The following is a 21,852-nucleotide window of genomic DNA, read 5'->3' on the forward strand; positions in this document are numbered from 1 at the left end:
TATACTTTACTCTTAAATTAATTTATCTATTAATAATGAGTTTACTGGCACTTTCACTGATTCATCTTGTAGCTGTTGCTTCTCCGGGACCAGGTTTTGCGGTTTTATTTCATCACACGATCACCTATTCATTTAAGAGCGGAGTTTTCACAGCCATTGGGATTGCTTGCGGAGATCTTGCTTTAATTTTAATCAGTGTATTTGGTGCGGGTTATCTTGTTCATACAAATCCGGAGTATTTAAGATGGATTCAATTAGGTGGGGCCGCATACCTAACCTATTTGGGCTTTCAAGGTTTAAAAACATTCTTTAGATTTTTAATTGGTGGTCGTGAAGAAGAAAAAGCAGACACTCATATGGATTTTGCAAATCATCGCAAATCTTTTATGGATGGATTTGTTACGACTTTAGGAAACCCTAAAGCCATTGTCTACTTTATCAGCATTTCTTCTCAGGTGATGAGACCTGGGCAAACTTATACTGATCTTACAGTTTTAATCCTAACTTTGGTGTTCATTACGGGAGTTTGGTTTTCCGTGGTGGCTTTTGTGATTGGAAATAAAAAAGTGCGTCCGCAATTTATGAAATATCGTTATTATATTGATGGACTGATGGGTTTAGTTTTAGTTCTTTACGGTGTTTACTTCTTGATGAATAAATAATCCGATATTTAACTTTTTGTTCAGGAATCGAACCGATTCGGATTTAAAACAAAATAAACCAATTTAACTTGAGTTTGTCTTTTGCACTCATCCTATGTCATGAGTGTACAGTTTGATAGAAATAATTATTTTCATGTGATTGGAAAATGTGACTTTAGCGAATGGCCAACACTGCCCATAGATATGATGTGGAAGTACATGTGTGACCATCTCGAGGATCTTAAGCATTATGGGTTTAATACTCATGCATTTGTTTTGATGAATAATCACTTCCATATACTGTGTTCAACGGAGCAAGATGATTTAAAAGCAGATCTTGATTGGTTGAATGAACTTATAAATATCTCAATGATTGCCGTAGCTGCCGAGTATGGTAATATTATAACCGAATACACCGTTGTTCCTATCCGTTGTTTTAAACAATACAAAGAAGTTTATAAATATCTCTACCGAAATCCGGTTGAAGCCGGACTGGTTCATCGAGCAGAAGATTATGAATACAGTTCACTGGACACTATTCTAAATGCAAAAGATGAGAAGCTGAGCTTCGAAGACAACCTCAATCTAATTTTCAATCCTTTTCAAACCCTCAAGTGGATCAATCACGAATACCAATTCGAAAACTATTTATTCCATTAAATGTTAAGAGAGGTTTAAAAAGGATTGGCAGCATAGTTAATCAGCAATAAGTTTTTCTATGAAAGTTTTAACGATTGGATCATTGGCCTTTGCGGTGGATACCATGGCTTTGATTTCATAGGGCCAAACTTTATCTAAAACTACGGATATATTTTTTTTGCTCTCTCTGGTTTCAAAAAGAAAATCGGGAAGAAGCCCTCCGCAAATTCCTTTTTGCACCCAAGATAAAATGGCGTCCCAACTAGAGATTTCTGCAAATAGAGGCAGCGAATTTCCAAATTTCATTTCAAAAATTGTTTTTAGGTTCTGAACTTCCGGACGAGGTTGAGTTACAGCGTATTGGATATTTTTTTTACCCTTGGGCTTCACTAAACAAAAGTGTCCTTTTTTCAGAATGGTATATTTATAACCCGGTAAAAGATCTTCTCCCAAGAAAAGTGCGATATCGATTTCTCTATTTATAAGTTTTTGTACGGTCTCTTCGGCTCTGCGCACCTGAATTTTAATTTCTACGTTTTCGTGCTCTTCTCTAAAACTACGAATTGCTCCATGCAGTTTAAATGCAGCAAGTGTTCTTACGGAGCCAATTCTTAAAGTGCCGTAGAGCTTGCCTTTGCTATTGTCTTTTAACATTGAGTAGGTGGTCTCAAGTTTTTCAAAGATGGATTCCGCTTCTTTAATAAGCAAAAGGCCAGAGGATGTCGGCTCTATCTCACGGCGCTTATGATTTAAAAGAGAGATATTCAAATCCTCTTCCAGCTTCTTAATTGCTTGGCTGATCGCCGGACGGCTAACGTGGTTGAGCTCGGCGGCTTTGGTCATGCTCTTTAAGCGACAAGAATCATAGAAATATTTGAGAGAATACATGTTAATCATAAGTTACTTTATTAGTTAATTTATTTCATTTTTAATTACAATAAAAATTTACTAGATTGACCATTACAAATTAATGGGGGAACTAATCTCAATTAAGTCCGAAAAGCGTACCTCTCTGCTGAAATTCGAATAATTCAAGATTTTAATTGTTTTAAAAGAGTTTGAGGTAAGTCCTGGGATTGCATTCTTTTGGCTCACGAATATGATTTTTCATATATTGACAATATACATATATATACATATAATGAGGAGAGCGCTGTGCCAACAGTATTGAGAATTTTAGAATGTATTTGGATTATTCACACGCGAGATCATGGGTTTCCACATGTAACTATTTATAAAGGAACTCCAGATAATTTTGAAGCTTGTGCTAAAATCAGGTTAGATAAAATTATAATGATCGAAAATAATGGGTTTTCTGAAAAATCTATTAATACTTTATTAAAGGCTACAGAACTCTATCAACAAATTTTAATTGAAAAATGGAGAGAATATCATGAAAAATAAAAAACTAACCAATAGAAAAGTTGAGTTGGAAGGTGATTATTTAGAATCTAAAAATGCGAAAATAAAAGTTACGACCTGGGTAGACGGAGATATTGTAATCGAATTAAAAAAAAGGGCTGATGAATCTAAAGGCAAATACCAAACACTTATGAATGAAATATTAAGAGAGTATCTTTTTAATGAGAAATCATCTCATAAGTTAGAAATTGAAAACATTGTTGAGCGAAAGTTAAAAGATTTAGGTTTATTGAAGAAAAGAGCATAACATATTTATTACCATTGAATTTGGGACTTCAAATGACTTCCCCATTCTAAGCTTCCGAGATCGCCTCTTTGAACAGCGCCGACTCCTTCGGGAGTTCCGGTAAATAGAATGTCGCCTTTTTTGATTTCGAAATATTCGGAAGCATAAGAGAGGCATTCATAAGGATTAAGAGTCATCTTTTTACCGAAGCTCTTTTGTTTTACTTCTCCGTTTATCGAAAATGAAAATTCCGTGTTTAAAAAGTCTTTAAAATCATTGAGCTCAATCCAAGGCCCCAGGAGAATAGAGTCTTTAAAGCTTTTCGCCATTTCCCAAGGATGCCCACTTTTTTTGAGGTGGGCTTGTAAGTCCCTCAAGGTCATATCTAGGCCTAAGGTTACGGCATCAAAATAGCTTTCCGCCTCCTTTGGAGAAATTCTGTGGCAATCCTTTGTTATCCTTAATGCAATTTCGCATTCATGGTGAGTCTGGCCGTGGCCTTGCGGTAAAGTGGCTTTGATGATTCCATCGTGAGCAGTTTGCTGAATCACAGAAGGTGGTTTAAAGAATATAACGGGCTTATCCGGTATAGAATCACCGATCATTTTATTCAGTTCTTTTGCATGCTCTAAATAGTTCTTGCCTATGCAGATGATCTTATCCATTTTGGAACCGCCCTTGAAATTAAGTTAGACTTTTGTCATGTCTCAATCATCTCATTGAAGAAAACCAAAGATCAATGTATCTTTAATTATCACTTTAGAAAAAATCAGGATCAAAAATCAGGATCAAAAAGTAGGATCTCCATGGAAATGTTTTTAAAAGCCTTTATGCCACTCTTCTTCGCGATCGATGCGATTGGTATTTTACCTGCATTCATGTCTGTCACTGGCGACGTTTCTGTAATGCAAAGACGAAAAGTTGTAAACCAAGCGGCAGTAACGGCATTTGGTATCAGCGTATTTTTTATTTTTTTTGGCCAAGCAATTTTTAAACTTCTTGGAATCACAGTTTATGATTTTAAAGTTGCAGGCGGGATTCTTCTTTTAATTTTTTCTATTCATGACCTTTTATTTGACCAAGGAAACAGAAGAAAAGCAGGTTCGGACGACACCATTGGAATTGTTCCAATTGGAACTCCGTTGATCATCGGGCCGGGCGCTTTAACAACTCTACTGCTTTTGGTGGATACGACAGGTTACACATGGACAATGATGTCCCTCACGCTCAACGTGGCCATCGTGTGGGTGGTGTTTTTCTTCTCTGATAAAGTCATCAAAATCATCACAAAACCTGGCGCCATTGCGATTGGGAAGGTTTTTGCCTTATTCTTAGCAGCAATTGCTGTGATGCTCATCAGATCAGGTATTGAACAAATCTTGAAATCTTAATATGCTCTCCCTGTTCCGGGGGGATCATTTGAAGTCTTACAAGCATCTCTATTCTGAATCCTTAAAGCATAATGAAATGCATTTTGCAGCTCATTCCCATCATCCGTGGCCCGATTGCACTTTGCAGGCTCATATACAATATTGGAAAGACTCGGCCAAATATTTAGATGGAAAGTGGGATCGCATTTTTAGTGAAACTGTACCTCAAACTCAAAAGTACATCGCAGAGGTCCTGAATCTTTCAAACCCAGAAATGATTGCCATTGCGCCAAACACTCACGAATTCGTTACGAGATTGTTTTCTTGTTTTGAAGGAAAAATAAAGGTCTTAACTACGGATTCAGAATTTCATAGCTTTAGAAGACAGCTCCAAAGATTAATAGAGGCCAAGATAGTAGATGCCACGGTGATTCCTGTAGAGCCATATGATACTTTTGAAAAAAGATGGCGCATAGAAGCGCAAAATAATTATGATATGATTTTTACGAGCCAAGTTTTTTTTAATTCTGGACTCGCATGTCCAGATTTAAATGATTGGGTTTTTAGTGTCTCTGAAAGCACAATGATCGTGGTTGATGGGTACCATGCTTTTTGTGCAATTCCTACGGATCTAAAAAAATTTGAAGATCGCATTTTCTATATTGCTGGGGGATACAAATACGCTCAAAGTGGTGAGGGTGTGTGCTTTATGTCTATACCCAAAACCTCTGAAGCTCGCCCGATGAATACGGGATGGTTTGCCAGTTTTGAAACTTTAAATCAAACTTCCTCTGAAATTGTACAGTATTCCAATTCAGGGATGCGTTTTTCTGGATCGACGTTTGATGCGTCAGGATGCTATCGTTTTAACTCGGTGATGGAAAATTTAAAAAAAGAAAAACTAGATACCACAGCGATTCACATCAGAGTGAATGAAATAAAAAAATACTTTGTAGAAAAATTAAATGCTTTATCATTAAATGAATTGCACACAAAAAATATTGTCAGGGATGCTGAAGGTTTACCCGAATCACATTTTCTAACATTTAAAACTTCTCAAGCAAATCATATCGAAGAAATGTTACGGAAAAATCAAATTACAGTGGATTCTAGAGGGGATAGACTTCGATTTGGGTTTGGAATTTATCATGATTTACAAGATATAGATCTTTTAACTAAAGAACTCTCTCAAATTTTTAAGAAGACAGACTCTAGGCTGAGTTCTGATTACGCAGCCAGAGGAGAGGTTGAGCTCTAATGAAAATTGCAAAAGACATTATGACAAAAAGTCCTTTCTCATTAAAGTCCTCGATGCTTGTGCCCACAGCTGTGCAGATGATGATGTCTCATCATATCTCAAGCGCTCCGATTCTCGATTCGAATGATCAGCTTTTGGGTCAAATCTCTGAAATTGAAATTTTAAAATGTTATATTCAAGTTTCCAGAAAAGGTTATGAGAAAAAAGTCCTATATGATTTCAAAGGATTCTTTTCGAAAGCCTCAACTGTCGACATCAATGACACTATTGCTGTGGTGGTAAAGGGAGTTCTCGAATCTCCTTCTCACCGAATTCTAGTTCTTGAAAATAAGAAGCTTGTTGGAATTATCAGTCCTAAAGACATTTTAAAGTTTCTCGTAGGTGATGACACTAAGTCTGGATCAATGGTTCAAGAATTAAATATTCTTCAAGATAGAATTGAAATTTTAAAAGACCAATTGAAGGCCACAAAGAGCGAGCTTTCCAATATTGGCGGCATTGTTGAGAAAAGCCCCTTTATGTTTCACTCTGTGAATACCAATGCAGAGATCGTAATTGCCAATGAAAAACTACACAGTGAACTTGGATACCAGCCTAAAGAACTTATAGGAAAATCCATTTATGATCTTTATGATCCTAGAGAAAAAATGGCTGTCACTGCATCACTAAGAGAATTAATGAGCTCCAATAAGAATATAAAGGCTTACACGACTTATTTAAGAAAAAACGGTGAGCCGCTCAGAGTCGAAGTGATGTCGACGGCCATTATGAACTCCAAGAATGAATTTGTGGCAACCTCAAGCATTTCTAGAATTTTAGATTCTGATTCACTTTTACGCGCTCTTCATGGTATCTACGAGCCCGAAGAAGAAGATTAAAAAAGCTAAGGGATAAAACTCTTGGCGTTCAATCGGGGGTTTTATGAAGTTTTTTATTTTGGTTACTCTTTTATCATTTCAAGTTTCGGCACAACAAATATCAGCAGAAGGAAATATCCGTACAGTTCTAAATCCACCACAAGCTGGGGAGGTTTTTGTTCCTCCAGGATTTGATGATCTGGACGAAGCAGAAATTACTTTTGTGAATCATAGCAGAAATTCTTGCTTTATTAAAACTTACTCTCTTCCTCCGCAAGTAGATGAAGCGACGAAGACTATCCGCATTTCAAATATGTCTTTGATTCTAAAATCAGATTTTTGTAAATCAAGAAATATTGCAACGCCAACAACTCTAAAAGTAGGCGAGTTAAAAGCAGGTTCTTACAAGGTAGAATTTCAAACTGCTAAGGGAGAATATCAATCTTACGGAGATATCCACATCAGCAAAAGTAAATCTGAAGAAAAAGATGATTTCGAATATGCAGGGCTAGATGTGAACGAGTTGACCGTGAAAGTGAATAGAGAAACTAAGAAAATCGAATTGAACCTTCCAGGATCTTTCCCGAACGGCTGTTACGCTTTCAAAGAAATCAAAGTGATTGATGACCGTTCACCAACGGTGATCGAAGTTCTCCCGATCGTCGAGACGGTGACCGATGTTTGCACTCAAGATATTCAATTTTATAATAAGCAAGTATTAATCCCATACGATGTATCGACAACAACAAAGAAACTCATTCACATTAGATCCGCGGACGGCGTAGCAATAAACCGTGTTGTAAATCTCGAATAAATTTGAAATAAAAAAAGAGACTAGATTCAAACTAGTCTCTTTTTCCAATGTTATTCAATTAATATGTATTCAGTAGATTTTTAATCCCGGCGAACAACGTACACAATGTTGCCTTCAATTGTTTTTTCAGAATTTGGAACCACAACCTGGTTGGTCTTGAAGGTAAAAACTGTAGATCTCACTTCTGTTGGACCGGCCAATCCAGCTTCTGTTGTTTTGTATCCACTATCTTTTATAGTGAGAGAGCAATCCATAGCACTGCTTCCTAGGACATCTTTTGGCGTAGAATCAGTGCATTTGCTAGAAATATCTATCAGTACTTTGTTTTCACTATCGCCCAATGTTGTTGAGGCTAAAGTCTTTGACAGAATAGCAGAGAGGTTTTTTTCATCCGTGTTGAAGTCTTGATCTACAACTGTAACTGAAGCTGAGTTATCCAATAGAAGTTTAAGAAGCTCTGATGTGAGTTTGAGTTTTTCGTTAGCGAATGCAGAAGTTGAGAGTGTGAAGGTAAGAAGGAAAGTTACTAATTTCATGGCGCCTCCGGTTTGTCTATAATTGATATAGATTTGTTCGTGGCTCATTATTTACTGCATTTCCCTTAAACTGTACATTGGAGAATTAGGAAAAAACTCCCACTTATGCCTTTATGATTGAAATAGGCCAAAAAAAGACGTATTTATGTACCTCTTACAAAAGGTGATCTATGAAAGTTGAAATTATTGATATTGGCCAGCCTGAATTTCGCAAATTTACGTTTGATCAAACGATCTCAAAGACAGAAGTCGAATATCCTTCATCGACCCAAGCTGAAAGATCACCCTTGGCCAATAAGATCTTTGGTTTCCCATGGACAGAGCAAGTTACGGTGGGAACTGACCATGTGGTCGTAAAGAAACAAGATTGGGTAGATTGGGAAATGCTCGCAGAACCTCTTGCCGGTCTCATCAAAGAACATTTCGATATGCTTAAAAGCGATGGAGTTCAAGATTTCGAAGAAAATCCTCCATTAAAGACGGTAGATCCAACTAAAACTGCTGAAGAACTAAGCTCTAGTTTGGCTCAAAATCCCTTTGCAGCCCAAGTGCAGAAGGTTCTTGATAGCGACATCAATCCTATGGTTGCAAGTCATGGCGGTAAAGTGAGCCTGGTTGACCTTACTCAAGATACAGTTTACGTGAAATTAGAAGGCGGTTGCCAAGGCTGTTCTTCGTCTCAAGCGACTCTGAAGCAAGGTGTGGAAATCGCGATCAAACGCGCATTGCCATCGATTCAAAATGTTATTGATGTCACTGATCACGCATCAGGCCACAATCCCTACATGTGATGGTCTCTCTGCTTCAATACTAAAGTCTCACCCAATCTGATTCCAATTTGGGTCTAAAATATTTTTAGTTTTAGTCTAAGGTCGTCATGCCCACATTTACAATTGTTGGCAGTTCAGTTATGCCTTAAGATCTTAATAGTATTGATCTTTACTCACAATCAAACAGGATATCGACGCTTTGGAAAAAAATAAATTAAGTTACATGAATCAATCGAACGCCGAATATATCGACGGACTTTATCAACAGTATTTAAAATCTCCCGACACTGTCGAAAATGAATGGAAAAGATTTTTCGAGGGAATGGAATTTTCTAAAGACGGCGGTCTTTCAGAAAAAGATTTAAACGTATATAGATTAATTCGCGCGTATCGTGATTATGGACATTTCGAAGCGCAATTGAATCCACTTCAAAACTCCAATTCAAAATCAGAAGAATTGTCTTTAACAAAATACGGACTAACGGATGCTGACCTTGGACAGCACTTTGAAATTGGTGCGTACAAAGGGACGCTAAAGGAAATCGTAGAGTCTCTCAAAAGAACTTACTGCGGAACTTTATCGGTGCAAGTGGCCGAGACAAAGCCGCGCATTCGTGAATGGTTTATCAACGAGATGGAAAAAAATCTTGAGAACCATAAAATTTCTAAAGAAGAAAAATTAAATATCTTAAGACAAGTGATCATCACCGATTCCTTCGAAAATTTTTTACACACACGCTATGTGGGAGCAAAAAGATTCTCTGTAGAAGGTGGAGATTCATTGATTCCAATTTTAGAAAAGATCGCAGGTAGCGGAACTAAAATCGGTGTCGAAGAAATCACGATTGGTATGGCTCATAGAGGAAGACTGAACGTTCTTGCAAATTTTATGGGTAAAGGTTACGGAGATATTTTCTCTGAGTTCGACGGAAAAGCTTTTGATGGAATTCCTGGTTTGGATGGCGACGTAAAATATCATTTGGGTTACCAATCGGTAAAAGAAACAGCGAATGGCCCATGCGCGGTATCGTTAGCATTTAATCCGTCACACTTAGAAGCGGTCAACCCGGTTGTTCAAGGTATCGTAAGAGCAAAACAAAGAATTAGAAAAGACACAGAAAAAAGAAAAAAAGTTGTTCCGGTGTTAATTCACGGTGAGGCGGCATTTGCTGGCCAAGGCGTTGTGAGTGAAGGTTTTCAGATGTCACAACTCAAAGGTTATACTGTGGGTGGAACAGTTCATATCATTATCGATAACCAAGTGGGTTTCACGGCGGACGTAGTGGACACAAGAAGTTCTCCGTATTCATCTGACGTTGCAAAAACATTATTGTGTCCAGTGATTCATGTGAATGGTGACGATGTTGAGGCGTGCGTAAGAGCTGCCGATATTGCAATTCGATTCAGACAAGAATTCGGTCACGACGTTGTGATCAATATGACTTGCTATCGAAGATTTGGACACAACGAAGGTGATGAGCCTGCATTCACGCAACCGGTGATGTACGCCATCATTAAGAATCATCCAACATTAGCAGAAATCTATGGTGCAAAATTAATCGCAGAAAAACATATCGATGAAAAGGGTTTGACTGCGCTCACTCAAGAGAAAATGGACAATCTCCAAAAGATCTTGGATGAAGTGAGAAAAAAACCTTTAACCCTTAAGCTCATGTCTTTTGAAGGTTTGTGGAAAGGCTTCAGACGTGGAGAGCTTAAAGACTTCGACGTTCCAACGAATACAAAAACAGATTTAAAAAATTTAAAGAAAGTGGGGGAAGTTTTAACGACTTTCCCTAAGGGTTTTACTCCACATTCAAAAATTGAAAAATTAGTTGAACAAAGAAAGCAAATGGCAACTGGGGAGAAACCAGTGGACTGGGGCATGGCAGAGCTTCTTTGTTATGGAAGTTTGATTCACGAGGGAACTTCGGTAAGGCTTTCTGGTCAAGATTGCGGAAGAGGAACATTCACTCACAGACATTCCGTATTCTATGATGTTAAAACTGGAGAGCCATACACTCCGTTAAAAACTGTGAATTTAGAAAAAGAATTCTGTGTATACGATTCATTGTTATCTGAATATGGTGTTCTTGGATTTGAATACGGAAATTCGATTTCAGATCCAACATTTCTAACAATTTGGGAAGCGCAATTTGGTGACTTTATGAACGGTGCTCAAATCATCATCGACCAATTCTTGGTTGCAGGCGAGAGCAAATGGTATCAAATGAGTGGCCTTGTGCTTTTACTTCCTCACGGATACGAAGGACAAGGACCTGAGCACTCAAGCGCAAGGCTCGAAAGATTCTTACAATCCTGTGCACAAGCGAACATCCAAGTCTGTAACTTTACAACTCCAGCGCAACTTTTCCACGCCTTAAGACGCCAAGTGAAGAGAGATTTCAGGAAACCGTTAGTTGTAATGTCTCCCAAATCATTACTCAGACATCCAAAAGTCGTTTCAACATTGGAAGAACTATCGACAGGAACGTTCCAAGAAATTCTATTGGATCCAACAGTGAAGGATTACAAAAATGTTGAACAATTCGTATTCTGTTCTGGAAAAGTTTATTACGACTTAGATGATGCTAGAGAAAAGGCAAAAGTTGTAGGCACCGATAAGGTTGCTGTGATCAGAGTAGAGCAGCTGTACCCATTCCCAGAAAAGAAAATTCATGAATTAATTAAATCTTCAAAGAAGTTAAAGGCCATCACATGGTTGCAGGAAGAACCGAAGAACATGGGCGCATACAATGTAGTCGCTCCATGGTTTGATCATAAAGTTCATTACATAGGACGTGATATGAGAGCATCTCCGGCGACGGGATCTCCATACAAACACGCAGAAGAGCAAAAAGAAATCGCAACTCAATTTTTAGAATTATACAAGAAGTAGGAGTCAGAAATGAAAGACGTAAAGATACCAACAGTAGGCGAATCTATCACGGAAGCCACAATTGCTCGTTGGATTAAGAAAACTGGTGAGTTTGTAAAAAAAGGTGAAGCGATTCTAGAAGTAGAAACCGACAAGGCCAACGTGGAAGTTGTTGCAGATGATAGTGGTGTTTTAAAAACATCAGCGAACGAAGGCGATGTGGTTCTGATTGGGTCGACAGTTGCGCAGATTGATGAATCAAAGGCAGCCCCAAATGCGGCTGCTCCAGCGGAAGAAAAAGCATCGCCTGCAGCTCCAGCTCCTAAATCTGCTCCAGCAGCAGCGGGAACAGAGATGCACGCGAGCAGCGAACATTCTCCTGCGGTGAGAAAGATCGTTGCCGAAAAGCAAATCGATGTCACAACAATTCAAGGAACTGGAAAAGATGGAAGATTAACTAAGGCTGACGTCACCAATCCTCAGGCGAAAGCTCCTGCGGCTCCCTCTGCTCCAGCAAAAGCGCCAAGCGCTCCAATGCCAACAAGAGCTCCCTCTTCGCAACAAGGCCAACAAGAGCGCGTAAAGATGACTAATATCCGTAAGAAGATTGCTGAAAGATTATTAATGTCTCAGCAAACGACAGCAACTCTAACAACATTTAACGATGTGGATATGACAAATCTTTTAGCTTTAAGAGCTAAATACAAAGATACTTTTAAAGAAAAGTATAATGTGTCTTTAGGTTTCATGGGCTTCTTCGTAAAAGCTTCTATCGAGGCTCTAAAAGAAATTCGTGCGGTGAATGGTTTGATCGATGGAACGGATATGATCTACAACAATTTCTACAACATTGGTGTAGCGGTGGGCACAGAGAAAGGGTTGATCGTTCCAGTATTAAAAGATGCAGATCACTTATCATTAGCTGGAATTGAACAAGAAATTAAAAATTATGCATTGAAGGCACGCGACGGAAAAATTTCTCCAGATGATTTATCAGGAGGAACATTCACGATCTCTAACGGTGGTGTGTATGGATCGCTGATGTCTACGCCAATTTTAAATCCACCACAGAGTGGTATCTTGGGTATGCATAGAATCGAAGAAAGACCTGTTGCAATCAATGGCAAAGTTGAAATCAGACCCATGATGTATCTTGCATTATCTTACGACCATAGAGTGATCGATGGCAAAGAAGCAGTGACATTCTTAGTGAAGATTAAACAATGTATCGAAGACCCGACTCGTATTCTTTTAGAAGTATAATTCTCTTTAGTAAAGGCAAAAAAAATGGCAGAAAATAATTTTGATGTGGTTTTTATCGGCGCTGGTCCTGGTGGTTACACGGGAGCAATACGTGCAGCTCAACTAGGAATGAAGGTTGCGATCGTAGAAAAATATAAAACTCTTGGTGGGACTTGTCTCAATGTAGGTTGTATTCCTTCAAAAGCTCTTCTGGATTCTTCCGAGCATTTCGAAGCGGCAAATCATGAGTTAGAAGCTCATGGTGTAAAAGTAAGCGGTGTAAGTCTAGATCTTAATCGTATGATGGAAAGAAAATCTAAAATCGTAAAAGATCTCACCAGTGGTGTAGATTTCCTTATGAAAAAAAACAAAATCGAAAGATTTTTAGGCTACGGAAAAATCACAACACCCAATGAAGTAGAAATCAAAGCGGAAGACGGCGCAACGATGAAGCTTGCTGCCAAAAACATAGTCATCGCCACAGGGAGTGTGGTTGCTGAACTGCCATTTATGAAAGTGGATAAAATCAATGTGATTTCATCCACCCAAGCTCTATCACTTGAGACTGTTCCAAAGCACTTGGTGGTTGTGGGTGGCGGTGTGATCGGACTAGAACTGGGTTCAGTGTGGAAGAGACTTGGCGCAAAAGTCACAGTAATTGAATTTGCTGATCGCATTGCCAGTATGATGGATTCTCAAATGACAACCGTCCTTACTCGTTCTTTGAAAAAACAAGGAATGGAGTTTGTTTTGAAGGCCAAAGTGACAGGTTATAAAGCTGAGAAAAAAGGCAAAGAAACTGAAATCACCGTTACATATGAGGACATGACAAAAAATACAACAGTGGATATTAAGTGCGATAAAATTTTATTGGCCGTTGGTAGAAAACCTTTTTCCGAAGGCTTAGGCTTAGAAGAATTAGGAATTGAAAAAGACAAGCGCGGATTTATCCAAGTGAATGATCACTACCAAACGAAGCACCCAAATATTTTTGCAATTGGTGATGTGATTCCTGGTCCAATGCTTGCCCACAAATCAGAAGAAGAAGGTGTTGCCGTTGCGGAGATCCTTGCGGGTCAGGCGGGACATGTGAATTACAATACGGTTCCTTCCGTGATCTATACTTGGCCAGAGCTTGCTAGTGTCGGTTTATCAGAAGAGCAAGTAAAAGAAAAAGGCACAGAATATAAAGTTGGAACATTTCCATTCACAGCAAATGCGAGAGCAAAAGCTATCGGTATGACAGATGGACTTGTAAAAGTGATCGCAGACAAAGCAACGGACAAAGTTTTAGGAGTTCACATCGTTGGTCCAAGAGCTTCTGACGTTCTTGCAGAAGCGGTGATAGCAATGGAATTCAGCGCATCGGCTGAAGACATAGCAAGAACATTCCACGGTCATCCTACGCTCTCAGAAGTGATGAGAGAAGCTGCGCTCAACGTTGATAAAATGGCCCGCCAAGGTTAAGAAGTCTTTATGATTTTTAGAGGTAATTTGTGAAGGCAATGTTTTGTACGGGTTATAGGTCATTAGACTATCTTAGGCTCGTAGACGTAGATAAGCCTGTGCTGGGCGAGAGTGATTTGCTTATCGAAGTGAAATTCAGTTCTGTTCAAACCGCAGATTGGCGCATTCAAAGTTTCGAAATGCCTAAAGGTATGGGGACACTTGCGAGACTTATTTTTGGTTTTTCCAAACCCAGGCAGCCTATTTTGGGAACCGAAATTTCGGGTGTGATCAAGGCTACGGGTCCAAATGTAAAAACATTTAAAGTTGGAGACGAAGTAGTTGCAGTTCTTGGTGCAAAATTTGGAGGTCATGCCGAATTTATAAAAGTAAAAGAAGATAGTCTTATTCTTAAAAAGCCTTCGAATATGAAATTTCAAGAGGCCGCGTGCTTATCTTTTGGAGGATTAACTGCTCTTGATTTTTTGAAATATAAAGCAAACGTTAAGAGTCGAGAACATGTGTTGATTCACGGAGCATCAGGTGCAGTGGGACTTGCGGCAATTCAGATTGCAAAGCACCTGGGAGCGGTCGTTACAGCTGTCTGCAGCCAGGAAAACTTTCCACTAGTTAGATCCATCGGTGCTGATTTTGTGTTGGATTACAGCAAGGAAGCATTTTGGAAATCAGAGACCAAGTATGACGTTATTTTTGATATTATTGGAAACTTCAAAATTTCAGAAGGCCTTGATTCGCTTAAAGACTTCGGTCGATTGGTTTTAATAGCGGCTGGGCTTGAGCAAATGTTATTTGGTAGTGTACAAACTATATCCACAAAAAAGAAAGTCATTACAGGAGTAGGAGCAGAGTCGAAAGATCTTTTATTGGAATTAATTCAGCTTTATGAAAGAGGCCAATACAAGTCCATTATTGATAGAGAGTATTCATTGGAACAGATTCCTGAAGCTTACAAATACACTAGTGGACGTCACAAGCGAGGCAATGTAGTCATCAACATTGGCGGAGTGCGCTCTAGAGATTAACTGATTAAATTTTACAAGAGCCGCTGCGATCAAAGATTGAATTTGTGCTATTTTCTACGGCCTTCACGTAACCATAAAAATTACTTCTTTTAACTAACTTCATCACGATATTGAAGGCCTCGGCCTCAGTTTTTTTTCTTAGAGCACTTTTACCTATGGAACCTTTAATTGTATTGAGAACAGCTCCTGGGCCCTTATTATACATTCCTAGAGTGATGTAAGATCTTACTTGTCTATATTGATCCGTATTTGTTTTAGCGTAGCCCCAGTAAGCCAACAATTTTTCTGCATTGTAAGGGTTTCCTTCATCGCTGCGATAATGAAGGTAAAGTCCGATTCCACCCAATAAACTCCTGCCAATTCCGTCACCCATGGAAATGAATTCGCAAGATTTTAAATTTTTTATTTGCGTGGTTCTGGCTAAGAGTTTTTTGAAATTTTCGCAGGACCTGGGATTGTTCGTAACATGTTTTTTAAGAAATCGAAATCCTGCGTTTCCCGGATGGAATAAATTCTTTTGAGTTCCTCGAATCAACTGTGCGATTCCAGTTCCTCCATCATATTGAAAGAAAAATCCAAAAGCTGATTCATGATTTAGTTTTTTAAAAATTATTTTTCTCTCAAAACTATCAATAGAGTCACCATAACATCTCAAAGCTTCGTTTAAGCCCCAATAAATATAATCCACCACGCCATCTGTTACACAGGGAGTTTGTTTTACGTAAGTTCCATTCTCTGCTGAAGAAGCGCAAGTTTTTTTACTTTGGGTAACATAAGGGATTCTCTTCATGGCGCATGAAATTTGCTCCCTATTTATAAAACTTTGGAAGCTTGTTTCTCGAAAATAACTAGGAATTAATTGTTTTTCTTGCTCTCTCTTGTATGCGGCTAAGAACGAATCTTGTTCGGTGAGGATGGATTTTTCTAATTGATCAGCATAAGTTCTAATGTTTGTGTTGCCAATAATGCAGGTGTTGTTTGTTGGATAAGTTGGAAAGAGTGGAGCCGCATTCTGCTGTGTGGGGATGAGAGGCTGTCTCGGTACCGGAGAGCTTGGTGCGAGAGTTGGAAATAAAGATGTTTGGGCAAAAGCCACAGCTTTCAACACCATTAAGATGAAGAACACTGCTATTGTTTTTTTCATTTGAAAGTGGGTGATAGCGCGTATTGTGTTATTTTTTAAACAAAAAGTTATGTTTTTTGATTTCGCATTACGTTTTTATACACGTAAACCCACTCTGAAACTAAGGTGCCCGCCGAAATTTCAGCGAGCACTCTGTAGATTGATTCTGAGTTGTAAATTATTTATGAGACTACGATGTGAGTTTGCGCAGCACGTAATGCAGGATTCCACCATTTTTAAAATATTCAACTTCAACGGCAGTGTCTAATCTTGATTTCACTTTGATTTTTTCTTTCACACCATTGACTCGAGTAATTGTCACATCCAATTCTTGTTGTGCTTTCAATCCTGTTTCAATTCCTTGAATATCAAAGATCTCAGTTCCATCCAGTTTCAAAGTTTTTCTGTCTGTGCCTGGCATAAATTGTAATGGAATAACTCCCATACCAATCAAATTGGATCTATGAATTCTCTCGAAACTTTCTGTGATCACAGCTTTTACTCCAAGAAGTAATGTTCCTTTTGCAGCCCAGTCACGTGATGATCCCGTTCCATATTCTTTACCACCAATAATTACAAGTGGAGTTTTAGAATCTTGATACTTCATTGAAGCATCATAGATCGACATAGTCTCTCCACTCGGAATGTATTTGGTGATTCCACCTTCAGTGCCTGGAAGCATTTCGTTTTTCAGCCTGATGTTTGCAAAAGTTCCCCTTACCATGACGTCATCATTTCCGCGACGTGCACCATAAGAGTTAAAGTCATTGGGAGGAATGCCTTTTGAACCCAAGAACTTTCCAGCAGGAGAATCTTTTTTGATATTTCCAGCAGGAGAAATGTGATCTGTGGTGATGGAGTCACCTAAGATCGCAAGTGGTCTTGCGCCATGAATATCCTTAAGAGCTTCTGGAGCTTTCTTCATTGTTGCAAAGTACGGAGGATTTTTGATGTAAGTGCTTTCTGTCCAATTGTAGTTTTCAGAAGTTGTAGTTTGAATTTTTTGCCAGTCAGCTGTGCCTGCAAAAACATTATTGTAACGACCGTTGAACATTTGCGTAGTTAAAACACCATGAACAGTGTCGTTCACTTCTTTCGTTGTTGGCCAGATGTCTTTTAAGAAAACTGGTTTTCCATCTTTACCATTTCCAATCGGATCTTTTGCAAAATCAATGGTCATGGTGCCAGCGAGAGCATAAGCCACCACAAGTGGTGGAGAGGCAAGATAGTTTGCTTTTGAATGCGGGTTAATTCTTCCTTCGAAGTTTCTATTTCCAGAAAGTACCGAAGCCACCACTAGATTTCCCTTTTCCACTGCATTTGAAATGGGAAGTGGAAGAGGTCCAGAGTTACCAATGCAAGTCGTGCAACCATAACCAACAAGGTTAAAGCCCACTTTATCAAGATAAGTTTGTAATCCTGCTTTTTCTAGATAGTCAGTTACAACTTGAGATCCTGGAGCGAGAGAGGTCTTTACCCAAGGTTTCATTGTTAAGCCTTTTTCAACCGCTTTCTTGGCAACGATCCCAGCGCCCACCATAACGTAAGGATTTGAAGTGTTGGTGCAGCTAGTGATGGCAGCGATAACTACGTCACCATTTCCAAGTTTATAATCAGCGCCTTCCACCGTTGTTGCACTTTGCTCTTTTGATGTTTTTTCTGCTGGAACACTAAAGCCAAGAGCCAATTGATTTTTGAAATCAGAGTGAGCTACTGATAGTGAAACTCTGTCTTGTGGTCTTTTCGGTCCTGCAAGAGAAGATTCAACAGTCGAGATATCCAAACTCAAAGTGTCATTGAATTGAATTCCTTCGCCAGAACCATCTCTCCAGAAGCCAGTTTGTTTTGCATAGGCTTCAACGAGCGCGCAAGTTTGATCATCACGACCAGAAAGTTTTAAGTACTTCATTGTTTCTTCATCGATCGGAAAGAATCCACAGGTTGCGCCATATTCAGGAGCCATGTTCGCAATTGTCGCTCTATCAGCAAGAGGAAGATTTTTTAAACCTGGTCCATAGAATTCTACGAACTTACCAACAACGCCTTTTTTTCTCAGCATGTTTGTAACTGTTAGAACTAGATCCGTCGCCGTGACGCCTTCCTTGAGTTGTCCTTCGATTTTAAAACCAATCACTTCTGGAATCAGCATACTGATCGCTTGACCAAGCATTGCGGCTTCTGCCTCGATACCGCCCACGCCCCAGCCAAGAACTGCAAGACCATTCACCATAGTTGTATGACTATCAGTTCCTACGAGTGTATCTGGATAAGCATATTCTTCGTTCGGAGTTTTTGTCGTCCAAACAGTTTTCGCAAGATACTCTAAATTCACTTGATGGCAAATTCCGGTCCCAGGAGGTACCACTCTAAAATTATTGAATGCGCCTTGGCCCCATTTTAGGAATACATATCTTTCTTGGTTTTTTTCAAATTCTACTTTTACATTCTCATCAAAGGACTTGCTTGTTCCGTAATGATCCACAGTCACAGAGTGATCGATCACGAGATCCACGGGTGTGAGTGGGTTGATCTTTGTTACGTCACCACCTAATTTTTTTACAGCATCTCTCATCGCAGCGAGATCTACAACCGCAGGAACGCCTGTGAAATCTTGCATAAGAACTCTTGCAGGGAAGAATGATATTTCTCTTTCTAGAGATTTTTTATCCATACCGAGTAAGCTCTCAATATCTTCGCTAGTTACATTCAATCCATCTTCGTGCCTCAAAAGATTTTCAAGTAAAACCTTGATAGAATTGGGAAGTTTCTTCAGATTTGGATGATTGATTTTTTGAATATCAAAAATCGTATACTCCTTAGAGCCGACTTTGAGTTTTGATTTTGTTTTAAAACTGTCTTTAGACTGAACTAATAATTGAGCTGACATAGGTAGATCCTTTCGAAGCATGACTGACTAAATGTATTTCTCAATTGGTATTCAATCATTTTCCAGCGGATCTGCCAATGAAAATTCGGTCTGGCTAGAACTGTGAACGGATGCTCCATAAGTCTGGAAAAATCGGTTGAAAGAGTGTCTTTCTAAGGTACTCTGCGCCAGGAGATCCACCGGTTCCCATTTTTACTCCGATGGTTCTTTCTACCATCTTGACGTGGCGATATCGCCATTCTTGGAGCCCTTCATCAAGATCCACTAGCCTTTCGCACAGCTGAGAGAGAAGAGGATCGGTCTTGTATATTTCCATTAGTATTTTTTGCAAATCCAAGTTTTCTTCGATGGGCTGAGTGACGTTTCTTTTTAGGAGCCCATCCGGAACTGCATGCTTTTTAATCTTTAAATGGTTTAAAAATGCATCATAGACAGTAGGATTTTCATATACCGCTTTAAGTTCACCAAAATGAGCACCTTCGGACTTAAAGTGCTCAAGCATTTTTTCCCTTTTGTGGCCGAGCATAAATTCAATTTTTCTAAATTGAAGCGATTGGAAGCCACTAGAGGTTTCTAGTAATCCTCTAAAGGAAGCAAATTGAAGAGGGGTCATGGTTTCTAAAATATCAACCTGTCCAACGATAGTTTTCAATATTGTCAAAATACGTTTTAAGTTTGAAAGACACAGATAGGTTTCACCAGCGTTTAAATTTTTATTCAGCAATGTCATTTCATGGAGGATTTGTTTAAACCAAAGTTCATAAACTTGGTGGATAACGATAAAGAGCATTTCATCGTGTTCGGTTTTGCTCTTAGGGTCTTGAAGTTTAAGAATTTCATCAACTTTCAAATATTGACTGTATGTTAAAGCCATGGCCACCTTTTAATTAATCTAAAAAATATAAATCTAAAAATTATCTCTAAGTTGTCTTAACTTTTTAAATTCGTCAACAGAGGATGCTCTTAGAAAAGGGTTTATTTCTTTCTCGAGAGCAAGAGTGGTGGGGACAGTTGGTCGATTCTCAGATCTAAGCTTTAAAACCTCTTGGTATCGTTTTTTAAGAGGGGCGTTGTCGCCATCATCCACGCTCAGAGCAAACTGGGCATTTTTCTCAGAATACTCATGGCCACAATAAATTTTGGTTTCATTGGGTAGGGCTTTGATTTTTTGTAAGCTCTTATACATTTCCGCATATGTGCCTTCGAAAAGTTTCCCACATCCCATAGAAAAAAGTGTATCACCAGAGAAGAGCGCAAGGCCTTCGTGTATATAATAAACAATATGATGATGGGTATGGCCTGGAACATAATGAGTTTCGATCATGGTGTTGCCAATTTTAAAAGTTTCTTCTGGTTTTAGTTTAAAATCTATACCGGGAATGCGATCTGCATCTTCGTAGGAGCCATAGATCTTGCAGTTGTATTTGTTTTTAAGTTCTAAATTTCCATCGACATGATCGCCGTGGTGGTGAGTGCTAAGAATGAAATCCAGTTGCAGATTGTTTTGAGTGAAGTAATCATCGATAGCGTGAAAGTCTGGCGCATCTACAAGAATATTAAGGACACTTTTCCCCGCATTTATTTGTGCAACATAACAGTAGTTGTCTTTTAGACACGGTATCAAAATGACCTTCATTCCATAGTGATAGTTGCTCCTCAGAATTTAGTCTAGAATTAAATTACCTCAGTCGAGGCTAGTGTTCTTTAACCACAAATAAAATTTTTAATCCCTATAATGTTATTAAATCTACAACTTTTCCAGGAGGGGGAAGCTTTGAAAAAATATTTAATACTAACGTTATTGTCATTTACCGTTGCAGCTCATGCTGATGAAAGAGTTATTTACGGAGACGACGATAGAGTCGAGGTTTATCAATCGAGTGCTTATTGGCAGAAGAAAGCCGATTCAACAGTTGCTCTATTCAATAGTTCAGACCTTACAGAAGGTGGAAATGGAACTTTGAAAGTTGGTGGGGACAATTACGGTCAGTCGTACAATCTCTGTGCCGACGAACCATTTAGGGAACAAAAGAGTGCAGGATTCTGCTCGGGTTCATTAGTAGGACATAACCTTATCATGACGGCTGGTCATTGTGTGAGATCACAAACTGCTTGTGGTAATACGAAATTTGTATTTGGATTTGGTTATTCTTATGCAGGCAAGGACTTATCTACAGTGCAAGCTCTAGATGTTTATTCATGCAAAAAAATCGTTGCGAGAAAAGAATTATCAAGCGGCGGTGACTACGCGGTGATAGAGCTAGATAGATCCGTCATTGGTCACGATGTACTTTCTGTCAATAGAGGTGCGCCGGTATCAGCGAAAGATCCACTCGTTGTGATTGGCCACCCAGCAGGAATTCCAACTAAAGTTTCAGCAGGTGCAAACGTTCGTGAAGTTAAGAGCGAACACTTTGTTGCAAACCTAGATACCTACGGTGGCAATTCAGGCTCCGCGGTATTCAACGAAAAAACTGGTGAGATTGAAGGTATCCTTGTGCGTGGGGCGCAAGATTTTGTTTATTCAAATGGCTGCCGAAAATCAAATGTTTGTTCAAATGATGGTTGTCATGGCGAAGACGTAACAAGAGTCGACCAAGCAACACCATACATTCCAGCTTTTTAATTAACTCGTATACTCATTAAAAGGCTCAATGATTGCATTGAGCCTTTTTCTTTTGTAACATAATACTTCACTGA

General features: G+C 39.0%; 21 protein-coding genes. 14 read left to right on the plus strand and 7 right to left on the minus strand.

The features are described 5' to 3' along the window. Nucleotides 1-35 precede the first annotated feature (35 nt). Together V4596_10180 and V4596_10185 are read left to right on the plus strand one after the other, a co-directional pair. A complete protein-coding gene (locus V4596_10180) occupies nt 36-662 on the plus strand; it encodes a LysE family translocator (GenBank protein MES2769498.1) in 627 nt (208 codons plus the stop codon). 99 nt (nt 663-761) lie between these two features. Then, entirely contained in the window at nt 762-1,301 is a 540-nt protein-coding gene (locus tag V4596_10185) for a hypothetical protein (protein ID MES2769499.1), read from the plus strand. Between the two features lie 36 nt (nt 1,302-1,337). Here the strand turns inward: V4596_10185 and V4596_10190 are convergent, their stop codons facing one another. Beyond that, on the minus strand, nt 1,338-2,177 hold the full coding sequence (locus tag V4596_10190; protein ID MES2769500.1) for a LysR family transcriptional regulator: 840 nt from the start codon (nt 2,175-2,177) through the stop codon (nt 1,338-1,340). Nucleotides 2,178-2,435: 258 nt separating this feature from the next. Between V4596_10190 and V4596_10195 the strand changes: the two genes are divergently transcribed. Together V4596_10195 and V4596_10200 are read left to right on the plus strand one after the other, a co-directional pair. Next, entirely contained in the window at nt 2,436-2,684 is a 249-nt protein-coding gene (locus V4596_10195; protein ID MES2769501.1) for a DUF4160 domain-containing protein, read from the plus strand. Next, nucleotides 2,674-2,949: a BrnA antitoxin family protein gene (locus V4596_10200; GenBank protein MES2769502.1), complete on the plus strand. Its 276-nt coding sequence runs from the start codon at nt 2,674-2,676 to the stop codon at nt 2,947-2,949. The genes V4596_10195 and V4596_10200 overlap by 11 nt, the downstream gene beginning before the upstream one ends. Nucleotides 2,950-2,957: 8 nt before the next feature. On the opposite strand, the gene V4596_10205 is transcribed toward V4596_10200, so the two are convergent. Then, nucleotides 2,958-3,593, minus strand: a complete 636-nt coding sequence (locus V4596_10205; GenBank protein MES2769503.1) for a fumarylacetoacetate hydrolase family protein — start codon at nt 3,591-3,593, stop codon at nt 2,958-2,960. Nucleotides 3,594-3,734: 141 nt separating this feature from the next. Between V4596_10205 and V4596_10210 the strand changes: the two genes are divergently transcribed. The 4 genes from V4596_10210 to V4596_10225 are packed head-to-tail and all read left to right on the plus strand — an operon-like array spanning nt 3,735 to nt 7,227. Beyond that, a complete protein-coding gene (locus V4596_10210) occupies nt 3,735-4,319 on the plus strand; it encodes a MarC family protein (GenBank protein ID MES2769504.1) in 585 nt (194 codons plus the stop codon). 28 nt (nt 4,320-4,347) lie between these two features. Further along, nucleotides 4,348-5,556: an aminotransferase class V-fold PLP-dependent enzyme gene (locus tag V4596_10215; GenBank protein ID MES2769505.1), complete on the plus strand. Its 1,209-nt coding sequence runs from the start codon at nt 4,348-4,350 to the stop codon at nt 5,554-5,556. Then, the gene (locus tag V4596_10220; protein ID MES2769506.1) at nt 5,556-6,434 is read left to right on the plus strand and encodes a CBS domain-containing protein; all 879 of its coding nucleotides are present in this window, start codon (nt 5,556-5,558) and stop codon (nt 6,432-6,434) included. Before V4596_10215 ends, V4596_10220 begins: the two co-directional genes overlap by 1 nt. Nucleotides 6,435-6,477: 43 nt before the next feature. Next, nucleotides 6,478-7,227 (plus strand): hypothetical protein, encoded by a 750-nt coding sequence (locus tag V4596_10225; GenBank protein ID MES2769507.1) that lies wholly within the window; start codon nt 6,478-6,480, stop codon nt 7,225-7,227. A gap of 80 nt (nt 7,228-7,307) precedes the next feature. Here the strand turns inward: V4596_10225 and V4596_10230 are convergent, their stop codons facing one another. After that, nucleotides 7,308-7,763 (minus strand): hypothetical protein, encoded by a 456-nt coding sequence (locus V4596_10230; protein ID MES2769508.1) that lies wholly within the window; start codon nt 7,761-7,763, stop codon nt 7,308-7,310. Nucleotides 7,764-7,933: 170 nt separating this feature from the next. On the opposite strand from V4596_10230, the gene V4596_10235 reads away from it, so the two are divergent. The 5 genes from V4596_10235 to V4596_10255 all read left to right on the plus strand — a co-directional run bounded on the left by V4596_10235 (nt 7,934) and on the right by V4596_10255 (nt 15,142). Continuing rightward, on the plus strand, nt 7,934-8,554 hold the full coding sequence (locus V4596_10235) for a NifU family protein (protein ID MES2769509.1): 621 nt from the start codon (nt 7,934-7,936) through the stop codon (nt 8,552-8,554). Between the two features lie 178 nt (nt 8,555-8,732). Continuing rightward, on the plus strand, nt 8,733-11,432 hold the full coding sequence (locus V4596_10240) for a 2-oxoglutarate dehydrogenase E1 component (GenBank protein MES2769510.1): 2,700 nt from the start codon (nt 8,733-8,735) through the stop codon (nt 11,430-11,432). 9 nt (nt 11,433-11,441) lie between these two features. Next, the gene (gene odhB, locus V4596_10245) at nt 11,442-12,674 is read left to right on the plus strand and encodes a 2-oxoglutarate dehydrogenase complex dihydrolipoyllysine-residue succinyltransferase (protein MES2769511.1); all 1,233 of its coding nucleotides are present in this window, start codon (nt 11,442-11,444) and stop codon (nt 12,672-12,674) included. A gap of 24 nt (nt 12,675-12,698) precedes the next feature. After that, nucleotides 12,699-14,120, plus strand: a complete 1,422-nt coding sequence (gene lpdA, locus V4596_10250; protein ID MES2769512.1) for a dihydrolipoyl dehydrogenase — start codon at nt 12,699-12,701, stop codon at nt 14,118-14,120. 38 nt (nt 14,121-14,158) lie between these two features. Beyond that, nucleotides 14,159-15,142, plus strand: coding sequence for an NAD(P)-dependent alcohol dehydrogenase (locus tag V4596_10255; GenBank protein ID MES2769513.1), 984 nt, complete (start codon nt 14,159-14,161; stop codon nt 15,140-15,142). A gap of 4 nt (nt 15,143-15,146) precedes the next feature. Here the strand turns inward: V4596_10255 and V4596_10260 are convergent, their stop codons facing one another. The 4 genes from V4596_10260 to gloB all read right to left on the minus strand — a co-directional run bounded on the left by V4596_10260 (nt 15,147) and on the right by gloB (nt 20,788). Next, nucleotides 15,147-16,286, minus strand: coding sequence for a hypothetical protein (locus V4596_10260; protein ID MES2769514.1), 1,140 nt, complete (start codon nt 16,284-16,286; stop codon nt 15,147-15,149). Between the two features lie 169 nt (nt 16,287-16,455). Beyond that, the gene (gene acnA / locus V4596_10265; protein MES2769515.1) at nt 16,456-19,152 is read right to left on the minus strand and encodes an aconitate hydratase AcnA; all 2,697 of its coding nucleotides are present in this window, start codon (nt 19,150-19,152) and stop codon (nt 16,456-16,458) included. Nucleotides 19,153-19,246: 94 nt separating this feature from the next. After that, nucleotides 19,247-20,026, minus strand: coding sequence for a tryptophan 2,3-dioxygenase family protein (locus tag V4596_10270; GenBank protein ID MES2769516.1), 780 nt, complete (start codon nt 20,024-20,026; stop codon nt 19,247-19,249). A gap of 33 nt (nt 20,027-20,059) precedes the next feature. Further along, complete coding sequence (gloB, locus tag V4596_10275) at nt 20,060-20,788, minus strand: hydroxyacylglutathione hydrolase (protein ID MES2769517.1); 729 nt, start codon at nt 20,786-20,788, stop codon at nt 20,060-20,062. A 138-nt stretch (nt 20,789-20,926) separates the two neighbouring features. Between gloB and V4596_10280 the strand changes: the two genes are divergently transcribed. Continuing rightward, nucleotides 20,927-21,778 carry a serine protease gene (locus V4596_10280; protein MES2769518.1) on the plus strand — a complete coding sequence of 284 codons (852 nt, stop codon included), beginning with the start codon at nt 20,927-20,929 and terminating at the stop codon, nt 21,776-21,778. Nucleotides 21,779-21,852 lie beyond the last annotated feature (74 nt).

It is taken from the genome of Bdellovibrionota bacterium (assembly GCA_040386775.1).
Classification (GTDB): Bacteria; Bdellovibrionota; Bdellovibrionia; order Bdellovibrionales; family JAEYZS01; genus JAEYZS01.